Source organism: Sinorhizobium fredii USDA 257, from assembly GCF_000265205.3.
GTDB lineage: Bacteria > Pseudomonadota > Alphaproteobacteria > Rhizobiales > Rhizobiaceae > Sinorhizobium > Sinorhizobium fredii_B.
The window spans coordinates 1,212,897-1,227,702 of record NC_018000.1 but is presented as its reverse complement, the minus strand read 5'-3'; the positions used below and the strand labels follow the sequence as shown (position 1 = coordinate 1,227,702).

Here is a 14,806-nt window from a genome sequence, read left to right as displayed (position 1 = left end):
TTCATCGACAGGATCAGCGGCTTTCTGCCAGTCACCTTTCGGCTCGATCCCAAAGGAAGTCGTCAGAGAAGGCAATATGCTCCCACCCGACCGGCGAGGAATGGACCGGCAGGTCGTCCGGGGCGGGTTTCGACGTAGACACCCCGGATCCTGCTTCCGCGGCGCGGATGAGGGATTCGCTTGAAGAATGGGATAATCAAGGCGGCGCAGTCGATAAACCGCTGCGCAGGGAAACTCAAGGCAGGAGTGGCGATGACGCGGATGGCAGGAGGCGGCGGGCAAAAGCGACCAAGGACCGGAATGAACTGCTCCAGCACGGCTCAAGCGAGCCGGTTCAGCAGTTCGACAACGAGCCTTTTGCGAATTTCAAGCCCGGCTGGCGCGCAGGTATGTTGACGCCTTCGCCCAATCCGCACCGCAAAGGCGGGAAAGCGGCCTGAGCACTCCCGGCCGGTGGCGTCGGCTGAGTCGAGTAGTGGCAAACCCTAATCAGAATACGTTCAGCGAGCTGAGCAACGAGACTATGCCGACGACTACAACGACGATCTGAGCCATCTGCTTCATCGTCGAGTCAATCGGAAGTTTTTGCACGAGGTACAGCACCAAGGCGATGACAAGGACCGTGATCAGGATGCTGATTATTATGGACATGCCCCAGGACCCTTTGAACCGCCTTCCGGCAGTGAAGGTGTAAATATGGCTGAGTTCTATAAAGGGAAGGGCGGCGTGGGCGCGACACAGAACGCTCGCGTCGGTCCCATCGACGCGAGATAAGCATCCCGGCCGCCGTTTACCGTACCGTGTGGAGTTCGCACAGCCCATCGAGTGATGGACCCGTCCGCTTCCCCCTATGACCTCATCGCAACCGGACCGATGCCGACGTAATTGTCGCGCTGAGAACCGAGGGAAGTTACCGCGACATGGCTTTAGTGCATGGATCCGGACTTGAGCGGATGGGTATCTTTGAAGAGGCATACTAAGCCGTGGCTGCCGTCCGGCGGACGGATTTCGGGCGTGCGCCGGCAAGCATTCGGTTAAGACGGCGCAGCCGATGGCGACTTCGGTCTGCTGAACGGGAGGCGACCGGGCCCGCAAACGTCGCCCGATGATGGACTTGTATCCCCCGATGGCGGTCTCGACCAGCGAGCGTTTGCCGTAATCGTTGGAGGCCTGCCATTTCATCCGGCCGTCTCTGCTGATTGCGGCGATATGCTGGTCCCTTTGGCCGGGAGGTCGACCGTCGATTGCTTCGATCGCGTTGGCGCGTGGCGGAATGACGATGGCGGCAGCAGCGCTGTGATTGGTGACGGTGTCGTAGGTTGGCTTTCCGTCATAGGCAGCGTCGGCAGTAAACTGTCCGATCGGACCGCCAATCTGGTCGAGTAGTGGTTCAACTTGGGAGACATCGCAATATAATCTCTGTATATTTATTGGAACTCACGGCGGTCTTGTTCAGAGATTACTGACTTATATTTTCCAACATTATTCCTTGTGTAAAATAATATTTCTTGGCACTCCTATCAATCGAGTTCCAATCGTGATATATAAGGATTGCAGTCGCCCTATGCGCCGGCCGCAGAAAGAATCTCTATGAAATTCCGTCCACTCCATGACCGTGTCGTCATCCGGCGCGCGGAAGGCGATCGCAAATCCAAGGACGGGATCATCAGTTCCGACATTGACGGGGAAAAGCCGCAGGAAGGCGACGTGATCGCCGTTGGTCGGGGCACGTAATGAAGGCGGCAAGCTGATTCCGCTCGACGTTGAGGCCGGTGATCCGATCCCGTTCGGCAAATGGTCCGGCACCGATGTCAAGGTCGACGGCGAGGAACTCTGATCATGAAGAAGGCCGAACTCATGCCTCCAAAAGACCGTCGCGGCCAAGAAAGCTGCCTGACGGTCGATTTCCGACCCCGCAATCTCGAGACCGAACTGGACGAACATAATGTCTGCCAAGGAAATCAAATTCTCCACTGATGCGCGCGATCGCATGCTGCGCGGTGTCGAGTTGCTCAACAACGCCGTCAAGGTGACGCTGGGTCCCAAGGGCCGCAATGTCGTCATCGACAAGGCCTATGGCGCGCCGCGCATCACCAAGGACGGCGTCGCCGTTGCCAAGGAAATCGAGCTGGCCGACAAGTTCGAGAACATGGGCGCGCAGATGGTGCGCGAGGTGGCCTCCAGGACCAACGACCTCGCCGGTGACGGCACCACGACGGCGACGGTGCTCGCTGCCGCCATCCTGCGCGAAGGCGCCAAGCTCGTCGCCGCCGGCATGAACCCGATGGATCTCAAGCGTGGCATCGACCTTGGTGTCGCTGCTGTCGTCAAGGAAATCGAGGCGCGCGCCACGGCGGTCAAGTCCTCGGGCGAGATTGCCCAAGTCGGCACCATCGCCGCCAATGGCGACGCGACAGTCGGCGAGATGATCGCCAAGGCGATGGACAAGGTCGGCAATGAAGGCGCCATCACCGTCGAGGAAGCCAAGACTGCCGAGACCGAGCTCGACGTTGTCGAGGGCATGCAATTCGACCGCGGCTATCTCTCGCCCTATTTCGTCACCAATGCCGAGAAGATGCGCGTGGAGCTGGAGGACCCCTACATCCTCATCCACGAAAAGAAGCTTGGCAATTTGCAAGCGATGCTGCCGATACTCGAGGCGGTCGTGCAGAGCGGCAAACCGTTGCTGATCCTCTCCGAGGATGTCGAGGGCGAGGTTCTGGCGACGCTGGTCGTAAACAAGTTGCGCGGTGGCCTGAAGGTCGCGGTCGTCAAGGCGCCGGGCTTCGGCGACCGCCGCAGGGCCATACTGGAAGACATTGCCGTCCTCACGGCCGGCCAGCTGATCTCCGAGGATCTCGGCATCAAGCTCGAGAACGTCACGCTCGACATGCTCGGCCACGCCAAGCGCGTGCTGATCGAGAAGGACACCACCACGATCATCGACGGCTCCGGCGATAAAGCGACCATCCAGGCGCGCATCCAGCAGATCAAGGCACAGATCGAGGAGACGACCGCCGACTATGACAAGGAAAAACTGCAGGAACGCTTGGCGAAACTCGCCGGCGGAGTCGCGGTCATCCGCGTCGGCGGCGCGACCGAAATCGAGGTCAAGGAAAAGAAGGACCGCATCGACGATGCGCTGAACGCCACGCGCGCCGCGGCTGAGGAAGGCATTGTTCCTGGCGGTGGCGTTGCCCTGTTGCGCGCCAGGTCGGTCCTGGTCGGACTGACCGGAGCGAATGCGGACGTCACGGCGGGCATCTCGATCGTCCTCAGGGCACTTGAATCCCCGATCCGGCAGATCGCCGAGAACGCCGGTGTCGAAGGCTCGATCGTCGTGGGAAAACTCACCGACAGCAGGGATTACAACCTGGGCTTTGACGCGCAGACGGAGACCTATGTCGATATGATCAAAGCCGGCATCGTCGACCCGGCGAAGGTCGTGCGGACCGCTTTGCAGGATGCCGGCTCAATCGCGGCACTTCTGATCACTGCCGAAGCGATGATCGCCGACATTCCCTCAAGAGAATCTGCACGGCCGGCCGGTAACGGCGGCATGGGCGGCATGGGATACTGAGAACAGTGCCTGAACGGCGTTGGTGCACGGATGATCTTGTTTAAAAGCGATTTGAGGCCCACATATAAGACTAGCCCAATTGCGCGGCGTCAGAGGACCCCCGCCCTTCACCACGAACTTTGATGCGAATGCCTTACGCCGATCGGACGCGCAGTGTCGCTTCGTTCGAACCTGGCACAGACACTCGAGCGCTGATCACGGCTCGTTTCGGTTGGGCAGACAGAGGATGCAGGGCCGCCTCGTGTGCTTCTGCGCGGAGCGCCGTCATGACCAGTCGCACTACGCAGACGCCTCCCATGTGCCGGGCAACGTCTCGTGCCTTCATCCAATGCCCGCGGGGCATCCAAGATCCACGCAATACATGATGCCGACCAATCCGGCTGATCTCGAAGCCGCACTCCAAAAAGGACTACAAGCAATATGACCACTACAAACATTCTGCAACGCAATGGCCGTCCGGTCCGTCGCGACGCCGCCACACATCTCTTTACCGTCGGTCAAGCTGTTCGGCTCAAGCGCGGGTATTGTGGATCGGCTTTGCAGGCGGACATCTATCACATCACCGGCACGCTCCCGAAGAGCGGCGGTTCGCCGCAATACCGCATTCGAAACGACGGCGCACGTCATGAGCGGGTGACGACGCAGGACGGGCTCGAACCGGTGCGCATGTCGTCCGCCGATGAAGGCGCCACTCTCATCGAAAAGACGTTCGGCAACCAGATCAAGCCGGCTGCGAACGGCAGCGCCTCGCTCGACAAGGGCAGGAACTGACGGTTACGACCTTCTGCCCAATGACCGATGAAGATCGTGATTGCGTTCTACCGCATTCGGGATGCGGACGACGCGCATGCGATCGTCGGCCGCGAAACCGCGGAAGCTGCCGATCTCGACGAGGCGATAGAGATTGCGCTGGAGCTTTTGAGGACGCTCGACATGCCGCAGCGTCCGGACGGCGTGACCATCACCGACGGTGATGGGAGCACGATCCATTCACGCAGGCTCGACACCATCGAAAATCTTGATGAAAGGCCACCACCATGAACGCCCTCTGCAATGAAATTGAAGCCGGACGACATGCGCTTGCGATCAGCATCTGGGAAAATGAAGGTGGGACGTTAGCCCCCGAGCTAATGGAACATGGCCGCCACATTGAAATGGATCGCCCCTGGCGGATCTACCACGTGTCCATAGGTGCACCGGCGCATGTCGACGATGACCTCCGCTATATAGAGCGGCGGATAAAGCGGATCAGCTTATCGGCACCAGCGCGGCCCGCGTCGCGCGAAACAGAGGCTCGCTGAGGATGACGCTGTTATTTCCGAATGCGAGCCGCAGCCTCGATGAAAAGCGAAACGCCGTCCGTTTCATCGGCCATGACGGTATGTTCGAGGTGCGGTTCTTCGTCGAGGCCGAGGCACTGGTGATAGCGGATGCCGAATTGGGCACGTCGGAAATCTCGGAATCGAAGCTCCTTTCTGCTTTCGACGCGTTGCGCCTGTCCATCTACGATGTCGCACGCAAGGCCTATTCCGGTGGCCGCCGCGATTTCTACACACTGACCGCCGCCGATTTCCGTTAGAGTGCTCCAGATGCTGATCCGCTACGGCTATGAGATCACGCTGAACTTCCAGCAGCCGGCCGCGTTGGTATGCCTGCTGTCGGTCCACGAGGATCGCGCGGCCGATATCCGGGTTCCTGAAACGACATTCACCGCCCCTGCTGTGCCGACGTCGACCTATCGCGATCTCTTCGGCAACCGATGCCGGCGGCTTGTCGCACCGGCGGGTGACCTGACGATATGGGGCGATGCCACAATCGAGGACGACGGCAAACCGGACAAAGTGCTGCCAGCCGCCCAGGAACTCCCAGTGCCGGAGTTGCCGGACGATTGCCTCGCCTACCTCATGGGCAGCCGCTATTGCGAGACCGACCGTCTCAGCCAGAGCGCTTGGGACATGTTCGGCGCGGTCACACCCGGTTGGGGTCGTGTGCAAGCGATCTGCGATTTCGTCCACGAGCATATCCGCTTCGACTACATGCAGGCCCGGTCGACGCGGACGGCCTTCGAAGTCTTTCATGAGCGCGTTGGTGTCTGCCGCGACTTCGCGCATCTTGCGGTCACGCTTTGCCGCTGTCTCAACATTCCCGCACGCTATATAAACGGTCATCTCGGCGACATCGGCGTCCCGGTCGTCGACCCGATGGATTTCAGTGCCTGGATCGAGGTCTTCCTGGACGATGAATGGCACACGTTCGATCCGCGCAACAATACGCCGCGTGTCGGCCGGATCGTCGTTGCGCGCGGCCGTGACGCGGCCGATGTCCCCCTCATCAACTCGTTCGGGCCGCACGTCCTGAAGTCGTTCCGGGTGTGGACTTATGAGGTGCCGGCCTGGCAATAGCCGCTGGGAACATTTACCCGTCGCGATCAAAACGCAGGGAGCGGTTCACGGCATGAATGACAGCCTCTCACGGCTTCCCAGGGAACCGGCAGATCGGCTCACCAAGCCGTTCATGCGGTTTCTCCGCATCGAGGCTACGGCGGGCATTATACTTTTGCTCAGCACGCTCTGGGCGTTAGGCCTCGCAAACACCGCGTGGTCGTCGTCGTTTCTCGCCTTGTGGGAGATGCCTGCGGGCGTCAAAGTTGGCGACGTTGAGCTCTCCCGTTCGCTGAAGCACTGGATCAACGACGGTCTGATGACGCTCTTTTTCTTCGTCATCGCCCTTGAGCTGAAGCGCGAGCTGGTGCTGGGGGAGTTACGCAACCCGCGTATGGCCGCACTACCTGTCGCCGCTGCTTTTGGGGGGATGGCGGTGCCGGCCGGTCTGTTCTCGCTGCTTGTCGGCGGCGGGCCGGGTGCGAGCGGCTGGACCACCGTGATGTCCACCGACACGGCCTTCGTCATCGGGTGCCTTGCGATGCTCGGTTCGCGCATACCAGGGAGCTTAAGGCTGTTCCTGCTCTCTCTTGCGATCTTCGACGATGTCGGCGCCATCCTGGTCGTGGCGATCGGCTATGGCGAAGCCCTGAATTGGGTCGCACTCGGAGTCGCCGGCCTCGGACTTGCCGTCGTAGCCGCAATCGCGCGTCTGGGCATCCGCAGCATTCCTGTCTATTTCGCAATAGGTGGCGGCATCTGGCTGGCATTCGATGCATCGGGCGTCCACGCGACGCTTACCGGAGTTGTTCTTGGATTAATGACGCCGGCGCGCAGCTGGGTAAGCGACACCCGCCTCCATGCGATCCTCGACCGCGTGAGCGCCTATCCGCCCGGCGACCATTGGAGCCGCGGCACGGCAGCACGTAGCGACCTCCATCGCGCAGGCGTCGCGACCCGCGAGGCACTGTCGCCGATTGAGCGTCTTGAGATTGCTCTCCATCCCTGGGTCGCATTCGTGATCATGCCGTTTTTTGCCCTCTCCAACGCCGGCGTTCCGATAGCGGACGCAAACTTCGACATTCCCCTCACGATCGCAATTGTCGCCGCCTTCGTGGTCGGCAAGCCCGTTGGCATTGTGCTCTTCAGTTTCCTCGCCGTGAAACTCCGCCTCGGGACTCGTCCAGACGAGCTCCCGTGGAGCCTGCTGGCAGCCGGAAGCCTGCTTGCCGGGATCGGCTTCACCATGGCTCTATTCATTGCCGAGCTTGCCTTCGAGCCCGAGCTTCTAAATTCCGTCAAGCTCGGCGTCCTCGGCGCTTCCGTCATCTCGGCAGCCCTCGGCTTTGTTGCGTTGACCTGGCTGACGTCCCCTGGCAGACGGTAGTCCAGCTCCCTCCGTCGGCGGGTTCATAGCGAAAGCGGGCCCCTTGCCGATCTTCGTTCCGACCGGCAGCACGGCCGCTACGATCAGGACCAGCACGCCGCAGCAGGATGCCGATCCGCGTTCTATAGTCTGGATCGGCGATTGACTGCCCTCAACTCGCGAAAGACGCCGGCGACATAGTGGCCGCCCGTCTTGGCGATGTTCAAACCGCGATCGCGGGCGCATCGGCGCAGCTCATTCGGGTAAACCCGACGGAGTCCGGATTACTGATTGAAAGCGGAGTAAAATTCCGATTTTACCGTGCTGGTCTGAGCTTGCGCGGATCATTGTCAACCTGACGGAAAAGGTTTGCCGGAGTGAAGGTTCAAGCTTTGGAGTGACCGTTCTGCATGCGACTGTTGCTCCTTGCGGAACCGGCGACTGGGTGAAGGCTGCAATTGGCGAGCGCCTAAGACGACGGGATGGAGGAAGATATGTCCAGGGAAACGGAAGAGAACATCAACGAACGGCAAGAGATTGCCGATAGTGCGAGCCGCTATTTGGGAAGGCCGGTCGAGTTGCTCACCGATCGGGAACGCGCGGTTTTTCGACGCCATCTCGCCCGGCGCGCGATAACGCGGGACTCGAATCGCTCTTTTGACGAGAAGCTGACGTCCGGACAACGTTTGGCGGACAAAGTGGCCGAGTTCGGCGGCTCGTGGACCTTCATCATCACCTTCGCGCTGTACTCGCGCTGTGGGTCGGAGCGAATGTACTTGCAACAGCCCGCGCCTTCAATCCTTATCCCTTCATCTTTCTCAATCTCATTCTATCGATGCTGGCTGCCGTTCAGGCACCCGTGATCATGATGAGCCAGAATAGGCACTCGGTCAAAGACAGGGTCGATGCGGCACACGACTATGAGGTCAATCTGAAGGCGGAAATTGAGATCATGGCGCTGCATGACAAGCTGGATCAGATGCGTGACATTGAACTAAAATCCCTTATTGAAAAGCAGCAGCAGCAACAAATCGACCTGGTGGCAGGCCTTCTCATCGATCGAAACAAATAGGTTCGTTGGCACATGGCACTCGGATAGTCTCCGGGCGATCCGGTTTAAGGTATTCGCTGACTAGCAGCTTGACAACGAACTAACCCACAAGCGCTTCACGGCCCGTCACTTTGTCTATGCTGATGGCGAAAAAAATGGGAGGTGGCTTTTCATCCGCGCCCCAGTTAAGGGCACCTGGTTCCCACCAATCATTGTAAACGTTCAGTATGCCCCACGCGTGCTTCTTCTCCGCGTCATTCGTGGTACCTGCCCTCAATGACTACGCATTTCCATCGGTGCTGATCAGTGGAATGCTCGATCTCAACGCATACAAGCGGATTGCTCCGCATGAATTCAATCTTTCTTCCCGGCATCGAAAAACTGAAAATTTGGCCCTCTGCTCGGACATAGTATATCGGCACAACATAAGATTGATTATCACGGCAACATCCAAGCCGGGCCACGCGCTGCTCGGAGATGAGTATGCTGCATTCACTGGGTAGCATCTCGCGCAATCTCATTGGCGTTGCTCCGTCCAGATCTCTCCGTTCAGTCGACGTCCTCGATGCTTGCGGATGACCGCAATCTACCCTTCATCCTAGCACGAAACCGGGACCGCATGCGCGGGTGCCAGAAAACGTCGGATTTGCGTGTGTGGGCCGGTTTCCATTGTAATTCTCTCGGAAAGGTCCATGCTGTGATCAAGGCCAAAATTTTTAGCGCACGCCTCACGGTCCCGCGGAGTTCCGCCGAGATGCCCCAATTGAAGGAGGACAGCATGTCTTCCACCTTGACCCAGCAATACCTTACCTCGCTCAACATCAAGATGTTGAAGCGTGTACTTGACACAACAGGACTGTTTGACATCGATAATGCTTGGCATCTAGAAAAAAGGCAGGATGCGGCGAGATATCTCATCACAGCTTTCCAGGATGGCGTTCATTCGGAAGCGGCGCTTTCAGCCTCGCTCATGCGCCAGATCAAGGTGTTCTCCTCGCCTTCTTCGCCTATTTCGATCGCCGATCCGCTTCAAAAAGAGGATGAGAGGCGTTGGGAGAACGAAGGCGGCAGCATGGCGTTTAGACATCGACCGGCTCGCATTTTGATCAATTGATTAAGTTGGGAGCCAATCTGGCCGGAGAAAAGCAGAGACTGTATCAAGCCGGCGGCAGCCAGCCCGTTGTTAAGCGGCGCCGGGAGGAAGCGGCGTGGAGCGTGGCGCCGGAACCGCTTGCGAGGATCAGCCGAGCCGGACCCTTTTCTGAAACGGAGATCCGTCAACTCAATCCCTTGGATCGGCTTCCAAGTGGTCAGGCGCAACAGAAGGCGACGCCGATAGCATTCGCTCTTCGAGTTCCGTTGCAACCCACTCGAGAAAGAGGTTGTAGGCCACCGCCAGCAGGGTCGGCCCGAGAAAAAGCCCGATTAATCCAAAGGCCAGGACACCGCCAACGAGCCCGAACAGACCGAGCAGCACGGGCAGATTGATGTTCTGGCTGAGCAGATATGGTCGTAGGAAGTTGTCAATACTGCTGACGAGAAGCAGGCCCCATATAGCGATGAAGAGGCCCCACCAAACTGAACCCTGCATGAGAAGCCAGAGTGCAACCGGCCCCCACACGAACGGCGGTCCCGCAGGCACAAACGAGAGCAAGAACGTCAGGCAACTCAGTAATAGCGACTGCGGCACGCCGGCGATCCAGAAGCCGATGCCGGCCAACAGCCCTTGGGCGAGTGCGGTTCCGATCATGCCGTAAACGACACCTTTCACGGTCATGCCAATAATCGTGAGCAACCTTCTGGCGCGAGCGCCGGCAATCCGCTCACCGATTTGACGCATGAAACTGATCATGCGTCGGCCGTGCAGAAACAGGAAAAAGGTGATGAATATACTTAGCGCGAGTTCCAGCAGGCCGATGCCGAAAGCTGCACCGCCAGCGAGAGCAATATCGGTGACAGGGCCGGTCAGTTTTTTGAGCTCAACGATAAAGGCGGGAGCGTCATGAGTAAAGTTTTCCCAGTAAGCGGCCACACCCTCACCGACAATCGGCAGGCCTTTCACCCAGTTTGGTGGAGCTGAGGGGCCCTGCTCTAGGACGCGCGTTATTCCCTCGGCCAGGTTCCTTATATCGTCGGCGAGCGCCGTGACGAGGAAAGCAAGCGGTGCGGCCACAACAAAGACGGCCAGCATCGTCATAGCTGCGGCGGCAGCCGCCCGGTTGCCTCCGACAGCACGTTCACATCGGCGGTAGATAGGCCATGTCGAGAAACAAAGCACCGCGGCCCACATTATTGCCGAGAGGAAGGGCCAAAGGACGAGAGCGCAACCAATCGCCAACAGCACAAGTGCGCCGATGCCCAGAAGCTGCTCGACCAGTCTGCTTAGAGGATTCATGACCACTGCTCCGGTTCCTTGCGATTCTACTCCAGACACTCGTCGACAATCGCAACTACCTCGCTCATAGTCATGCACGGACATCAAGTGGGGCAGATTTCGTCGCAATCGCACAGCAGACGACTGCTTCGAAGCGACGGCGACTGGCAGCCTGCTTGTTTCCAACCAATATACATCTAGTTGTTAGGCGTTATATAAATTCCAATATTCATAATATATTGTATATTATTATTTGGTGCATGAACCATCATTGCGGCGCTTTTGCTTGTCAATCTTTTCAAGTGCGACGGGATGAGACGCGATCGAGCTCAATTTTGGTGAGGACGTGAATTTTTCGATCGCGACGAATAGAACTAGATGGAGAAAAGACATGTCCTTGGGAATGATACTTCTAATTATTCTTATAATATTTCTCTTGGGCGGGTTTAGTGGACGATTCGGAGGCTATGGCTACGGTTACGGGCACGGCGGCATTGGTGTCCTCGGCGTCGTGGCGATCGTTCTGCTCATTCTGGTCCTTACGGGCAGACTTTAGGCCGACGCCATGGTGAACCTGAAATCAGAATTGAAACGACGCTTGCGCGCTAAACGGGCGGCCAAAACCACAGGATCAGAGGCACGCCCAGCAAGACCACAATGAACGACAGCGGCAGTCCCAACTTCCAATAGTCGCCGAAGCGATAACCGCCCGGACCCAGCACCAAAGTATTGCATTGGTGTCCGACAGGCGTGAGAAAATCGCAGGCCGCCCCCACCGCGACTGCCATCAGAAAGGCGTCCGGATTGTAGCCAAGGCGCTGAGCAAGCGTTACCGCGATCGGGGCAACTACGAGAACGGTGGCTGCATTGTTCAAAAACGGCGTCGCCGCCATTGCTGCCACCATGATCATTGCAAGCGCGCCGTAGGGGGGCAAGGTGGTGGAGAGCTGAGCGAGGCCGCCGGCGATCAGGTCAGCACCACCGGTCGTACGGATCGACTCGCTGACTGGAATGAGAGCGCCGAGCATGATCAGGATGGGCCAATCGACAGCGTCGTAAGCTTCCCGAAGCGAAAGTGAACCGAGCAGTACCGTCAGGACAGCAGCAGCAAAGAAGGCTGTGGCAACGGGCAGCAGGCCTAATGCCGTTAGCAGCATGGCACCAGCCAGGACCAGCACCGGGATCAGGCCCTTTCGCGGATTGCCCAAGCGGATCTCACGCCCGGCCAACGGAAGAAGACCGAGTTCCATCAGCCTGGTCGGGAGAAGTACCAGATCGCCCTTCAAAACGAGAACGTCGCCTGGTCTTAACGCGATGTCGCGCAAACGCTCGGTGAAGCGCTTGCTGCTCCGGCTCACCGCGAGAAGATTGATATTGAAACGGTCATGTAGCGCCAAGCGCTTGGCGGTTTGCCCGATCAAAACCGATCTCGGGCCGATCACTACCTCAATTCCGGCAATCTCCTCGTCGACTCCTTTTGCTTCCGTGGGGCGGTCGTGCCCCTCCAGTTCCAGACGGGCGCGACTGATGCCTCGCTCCAACGCTTGAGGGTCTCCCTCCAACAGAACGATATCGCCCTGACGAAGGACGGCGTCCGGCCGTGGCATCAGGCGCTCGACCCGGTTGCGAACAAGGCCGGTGACAAGGACCTCCTCGTCCAACAAGGTCGACAAATGACCGATCGACTTGCCGAGAACCGTCGACTTCGCAGTAATGCGTGCCTCTGTCATGTAGTCCTTGATGTTAAGCGCCTTCTCCATTGTCGGGACCGCCTCGCGTCCCCAGGGAAGCAGTCGGTAGCCAAACGCCAGAAAGACTACCCCCGCTGCGGCAAGCCCTAAGCCGACAGGAGTGAAATCGAACATGTTGAAAGGTCGGCCCGTCAGTTCCTCGCGCATCCGGGAAACGACAATATTCGGCGATGTGCCAATGAGGGTCATGAGCCCGCCAAGCAATGAACCGAACGCCATCGGCATGAGAAAGGACGAAGGGGAAGCTTTCGACCGGCGCGCCATCTGGAATGCGACTGGGATCATCATCGCCAGCGCGCCGATGTTCTTGATGAACACGGAGAGAACCGAGACGGTCGTCACGAGAATAACAACCTGAGCCTGCACGGAGGTCACGCTGGGCGCGACGCGATGGAGGAATGCCCCTATGACACCACTGCGCTCAATCGCGGCGCTTACGACAAGCGCGCTGGCTACAATGATGACAATGTCGTCCCCGAAGCCGGAGAACGCTGCCTTGTGCGGCACGATGCCGGTGAAAACTGCGGCAAGCAGCGCGAGAACTGCAATGAGGTCGTAGCGAAGCCGTCCCCATATGAAAGCGACCATCAGGCCGATCAGAATGGCGAAGGCGAAAGCCTGAGCTTGTGTCATGGATAAAGTCCCAACCAACTCATCCATTGCCAGGTCCATTTTACGCGCCTGAAAGAGCTAATGTCGGGATAACTTACCAGCTTCTGCTCAACGCGCTGCACCCCGAACGTCCGTCCAGGATGCTTTCCAGCTTCGTAGGGCGGACGCACGCATGATCAGACGACTACAGGATGCCTCCGAACAGGACCGAATAGACAATCACGGCAATCGCCAGAGTAAAGGCAAGCGATACGAACAAGCGCGTGAAATCGTAGGTATAGAAGCGGGCGGGGATGAGGTTTTTCATAGCGACCTCCTTTTTTCGTTCTGGTTGGGCCCAAAGCGCGGCGTCCGCTGCGCTTCAGGATAGTGAGCGACTGCAACTCGTGCTGACCTTGCCGAGGACGTCCGCTGGAACTTGGATATCGGCCATAATGCCTGCTACGAGTTCGTCGCGCTTTGCACGGTTGTCGTAGCCCTTCAATGTTGCGAGGTCGGTGCTGCTGGCAGTAGCCATTCGCCCTGCGGCAGTTGAACATATCCCCGCAAGCGCATCCACTCTGGCCGTCTCTGCCGCCAGGGTGCTGGCAGTGGTAGTGGTAATCCATCCAGCGTTGAAGCCGATGGTTGGCGCGGCGATAAGCCCAACGACTAAACCAATCGCGTAGGGCTTTGTCCGTTCAAGAATTTGATCGAGTGTCATGGTTTCATTCCCTTTAATCAGGTGATTATCGGGATCGTTACGGGCCCGCGCTCCGACCAGGAGCCAATGGCAATCCAGATTTTCTACAGTGCTCTCTAAATTAGCTAATGTAAACAGACATCAACAATGTTTGTTAGAAAATATACCAAAATTAAAAGTCACGAATAACTTTGGGTACACATCATTCTTCTTCGGAAGATTATTATACATCAATGTAGCAATGCCGGTACGGAGCGGCTTTTTTTCATGCATGGGTGGCCTTGTTTTTAGAAAACGTAGTAAAGCCTCAATCAGCTTATATAGATTGGACTTTGTTCTGGGGCCAGTTCGGCCTTTCGCTTCATCAGAGGCGCTGGACTCACCGACCATTGATCCGGCTTATCGGCCTGTCGGTACGCCTCAGAATTCGAGCAAATATTTCCCCGGTATGCATCCGCGATGATGCCAAGGCGCGTCAGCGGGGAAGATGATTTGGAGATTGAATGGGGCATGGCACCCCTTCGCTAAAGAACAGTGGCGACACGCCCCGAGGAGGGTCACAAGATGAAAAGCAAACACGAAGAGCACGCGCTCGCGATCAGTGCATGGGAGTCTGAAGGCGGTGCGCCCGACAGATCCGGACGACTTTATCAATATGGCCGCCGTTTCGAGGGAGACGGCACCTATACGATCTACCACGTCTTTACGGGAGAGGTTGCAAGGGTAGGCTGCTGGACGATGGAGGGGCTCAGCCCCAAGAATGCTGCGCGGGCGCTGCGCGCTCTCAATGCCCCCCGAGCGGCTCCGGAATAAGCGATGCGCGGCTACCCGGACGATATTGTCGCAGCCCTGAGCGAGACCGAGGTGCGCACCCTTCGGCGCGTATTCGAGTGGTTTGTAAGGTCACACTAGGAGGACGACCCACATCTACACGGCCTGCCGGGAGAAACATCGAAATAATCAAACGATGAAAAAACGACACGGGAGAAAGTCAATGAAATCGCATGTC

At 58.2% G+C, this 14,806-nt stretch carries 17 protein-coding genes and 3 pseudogenes; 13 read left to right on the top strand and 7 right to left on the bottom strand.

Features of this window, described 5'->3' with window-relative positions; all coding sequences use genetic code 11:
- Window positions 1–167 precede the first annotated feature (167 nt).
- Complete coding sequence (locus USDA257_RS37605; protein WP_014761943.1) at window positions 168–440, top strand: hypothetical protein; 273 nt, start codon at window positions 168–170, stop codon at window positions 438–440.
- 49 nt (window positions 441–489) lie between these two features.
- Here USDA257_RS37605 and USDA257_RS37030 read toward each other — a convergent pair whose 3' ends face one another.
- Together USDA257_RS37030 and USDA257_RS33565 are read right to left on the bottom strand one after the other, a co-directional pair.
- Window positions 490–651, bottom strand: coding sequence for a Thivi_2564 family membrane protein (locus USDA257_RS37030; RefSeq protein ID WP_086017997.1), 162 nt, complete (start codon window positions 649–651; stop codon window positions 490–492).
- Window positions 652–976: 325 nt separating this feature from the next.
- Window positions 977–1,407, bottom strand: a pseudogene (locus USDA257_RS33565) (transposase); the annotation flags it as partial.
- A 183-nt stretch (window positions 1,408–1,590) separates the two neighbouring features.
- Here USDA257_RS33565 and USDA257_RS05650 point away from each other — a divergent pair.
- The 9 genes and pseudogenes from USDA257_RS05650 to USDA257_RS05610 all read left to right on the top strand — a co-directional run bounded on the left by USDA257_RS05650 (window position 1,591) and on the right by USDA257_RS05610 (window position 8,399).
- Window positions 1,591–1,897 (top strand): annotated as a pseudogene (locus USDA257_RS05650) (co-chaperone GroES).
- Window positions 1,898–1,945: 48 nt separating this feature from the next.
- Window positions 1,946–3,580: a chaperonin GroEL gene (gene groL, locus USDA257_RS05645; RefSeq protein ID WP_014761938.1), complete on the top strand. Its 1,635-nt coding sequence runs from the start codon at window positions 1,946–1,948 to the stop codon at window positions 3,578–3,580.
- Between the two features lie 420 nt (window positions 3,581–4,000).
- Window positions 4,001–4,351 (top strand): hypothetical protein, encoded by a 351-nt coding sequence (locus USDA257_RS05640; protein WP_014761937.1) that lies wholly within the window; start codon window positions 4,001–4,003, stop codon window positions 4,349–4,351.
- A 27-nt stretch (window positions 4,352–4,378) separates the two neighbouring features.
- Window positions 4,379–4,621, top strand: a complete 243-nt coding sequence (locus USDA257_RS05635; RefSeq protein WP_014761936.1) for a hypothetical protein — start codon at window positions 4,379–4,381, stop codon at window positions 4,619–4,621.
- Window positions 4,618–4,881 (top strand): hypothetical protein, encoded by a 264-nt coding sequence (locus USDA257_RS05630; protein WP_041413938.1) that lies wholly within the window; start codon window positions 4,618–4,620, stop codon window positions 4,879–4,881. The genes USDA257_RS05635 and USDA257_RS05630 overlap by 4 nt, the downstream gene beginning before the upstream one ends.
- 2 nt (window positions 4,882–4,883) lie before the next feature.
- Entirely contained in the window at window positions 4,884–5,159 is a 276-nt protein-coding gene (locus USDA257_RS05625) for a DUF1488 domain-containing protein (protein ID WP_014761935.1), read from the top strand.
- 10 nt (window positions 5,160–5,169) lie between these two features.
- On the top strand, window positions 5,170–5,982 hold the full coding sequence (locus USDA257_RS05620) for a transglutaminase-like domain-containing protein (protein ID WP_014761934.1): 813 nt from the start codon (window positions 5,170–5,172) through the stop codon (window positions 5,980–5,982).
- A gap of 52 nt (window positions 5,983–6,034) precedes the next feature.
- On the top strand, window positions 6,035–7,348 hold the full coding sequence (gene nhaA, locus USDA257_RS05615) for a Na+/H+ antiporter NhaA (protein WP_041413937.1): 1,314 nt from the start codon (window positions 6,035–6,037) through the stop codon (window positions 7,346–7,348).
- Window positions 7,349–7,821: 473 nt separating this feature from the next.
- Window positions 7,822–8,399: pseudogene (locus USDA257_RS05610) on the top strand (DUF1003 domain-containing protein).
- Between the two features lie 233 nt (window positions 8,400–8,632).
- On the opposite strand, the gene USDA257_RS38710 reads toward USDA257_RS05610, so the two are convergent.
- Window positions 8,633–8,884 carry a pyridoxamine 5'-phosphate oxidase family protein gene (locus USDA257_RS38710; protein ID WP_223843442.1) on the bottom strand — a complete coding sequence of 84 codons (252 nt, stop codon included), beginning with the start codon at window positions 8,882–8,884 and terminating at the stop codon, window positions 8,633–8,635.
- Between the two features lie 272 nt (window positions 8,885–9,156).
- On the opposite strand from USDA257_RS38710, the gene USDA257_RS05605 reads away from it, so the two are divergent.
- Entirely contained in the window at window positions 9,157–9,492 is a 336-nt protein-coding gene (locus tag USDA257_RS05605; RefSeq protein WP_144051900.1) for a hypothetical protein, read from the top strand.
- Window positions 9,493–9,660: 168 nt separating this feature from the next.
- On the opposite strand, the gene USDA257_RS05600 is transcribed toward USDA257_RS05605, so the two are convergent.
- A complete protein-coding gene (locus USDA257_RS05600) occupies window positions 9,661–10,773 on the bottom strand; it encodes an AI-2E family transporter (protein ID WP_014761930.1) in 1,113 nt (370 codons plus the stop codon).
- Window positions 10,774–11,143: 370 nt separating this feature from the next.
- On the opposite strand from USDA257_RS05600, the gene USDA257_RS33555 reads away from it, so the two are divergent.
- Window positions 11,144–11,308: a DUF3309 family protein gene (locus USDA257_RS33555; RefSeq protein WP_065998867.1), complete on the top strand. Its 165-nt coding sequence runs from the start codon at window positions 11,144–11,146 to the stop codon at window positions 11,306–11,308.
- Window positions 11,309–11,357: 49 nt separating this feature from the next.
- Here the strand turns inward: USDA257_RS33555 and USDA257_RS05595 are convergent, their stop codons facing one another.
- From USDA257_RS05595 to USDA257_RS05585, 3 genes are all read right to left on the bottom strand, one after another.
- Entirely contained in the window at window positions 11,358–13,136 is a 1,779-nt protein-coding gene (locus USDA257_RS05595) for an SLC13 family permease (protein ID WP_014761928.1), read from the bottom strand.
- A 163-nt stretch (window positions 13,137–13,299) separates the two neighbouring features.
- Window positions 13,300–13,422, bottom strand: coding sequence for a hypothetical protein (locus USDA257_RS38375; RefSeq protein ID WP_014761927.1), 123 nt, complete (start codon window positions 13,420–13,422; stop codon window positions 13,300–13,302).
- Between the two features lie 54 nt (window positions 13,423–13,476).
- Window positions 13,477–13,818 (bottom strand): hypothetical protein, encoded by a 342-nt coding sequence (locus USDA257_RS05585; protein ID WP_014761926.1) that lies wholly within the window; start codon window positions 13,816–13,818, stop codon window positions 13,477–13,479.
- Between the two features lie 543 nt (window positions 13,819–14,361).
- On the opposite strand from USDA257_RS05585, the gene USDA257_RS05580 reads away from it, so the two are divergent.
- A complete protein-coding gene (locus USDA257_RS05580) occupies window positions 14,362–14,610 on the top strand; it encodes a hypothetical protein (RefSeq protein ID WP_014761923.1) in 249 nt (82 codons plus the stop codon).
- The last annotated feature ends 196 nt before the right edge of the window (window positions 14,611–14,806 follow it).

Coding starts and splice junctions, on each gene's coding strand:
- USDA257_RS38710 (WP_223843442.1), bottom strand. CDS start 8,884: ATGCTACCCAGTGAATGCAGCATACTCATCTCCGAGCAGCGCGTGGCC.
- USDA257_RS05585 (WP_014761926.1), bottom strand. CDS start 13,818: ATGACACTCGATCAAATTCTTGAACGGACAAAGCCCTACGCGATTGGT.
- USDA257_RS37605 (WP_014761943.1), top strand. CDS start 168: ATGAGGGATTCGCTTGAAGAATGGGATAATCAAGGCGGCGCAGTCGAT.
- USDA257_RS05595 (WP_014761928.1), bottom strand. CDS start 13,136: ATGACACAAGCTCAGGCTTTCGCCTTCGCCATTCTGATCGGCCTGATG.
- USDA257_RS05630 (WP_041413938.1), top strand. CDS start 4,618: ATGAACGCCCTCTGCAATGAAATTGAAGCCGGACGACATGCGCTTGCG.
- USDA257_RS38375 (WP_014761927.1), bottom strand. CDS start 13,422: ATGAAAAACCTCATCCCCGCCCGCTTCTATACCTACGATTTCACGCGC.
- USDA257_RS05635 (WP_014761936.1), top strand. CDS start 4,379: ATGAAGATCGTGATTGCGTTCTACCGCATTCGGGATGCGGACGACGCG.
- USDA257_RS05600 (WP_014761930.1), bottom strand. CDS start 10,773: ATGAATCCTCTAAGCAGACTGGTCGAGCAGCTTCTGGGCATCGGCGCA.
- USDA257_RS05605 (WP_144051900.1), top strand. CDS start 9,157: ATGTCTTCCACCTTGACCCAGCAATACCTTACCTCGCTCAACATCAAG.
- USDA257_RS05625 (WP_014761935.1), top strand. CDS start 4,884: ATGACGCTGTTATTTCCGAATGCGAGCCGCAGCCTCGATGAAAAGCGA.
- groL (WP_014761938.1), top strand. CDS start 1,946: ATGTCTGCCAAGGAAATCAAATTCTCCACTGATGCGCGCGATCGCATG.
- USDA257_RS05620 (WP_014761934.1), top strand. CDS start 5,170: ATGCTGATCCGCTACGGCTATGAGATCACGCTGAACTTCCAGCAGCCG.
- nhaA (WP_041413937.1), top strand. CDS start 6,035: ATGAATGACAGCCTCTCACGGCTTCCCAGGGAACCGGCAGATCGGCTC.
- USDA257_RS33555 (WP_065998867.1), top strand. CDS start 11,144: ATGTCCTTGGGAATGATACTTCTAATTATTCTTATAATATTTCTCTTG.
- USDA257_RS37030 (WP_086017997.1), bottom strand. CDS start 651: ATGTCCATAATAATCAGCATCCTGATCACGGTCCTTGTCATCGCCTTG.
- USDA257_RS05580 (WP_014761923.1), top strand. CDS start 14,362: ATGAAAAGCAAACACGAAGAGCACGCGCTCGCGATCAGTGCATGGGAG.
- USDA257_RS05640 (WP_014761937.1), top strand. CDS start 4,001: ATGACCACTACAAACATTCTGCAACGCAATGGCCGTCCGGTCCGTCGC.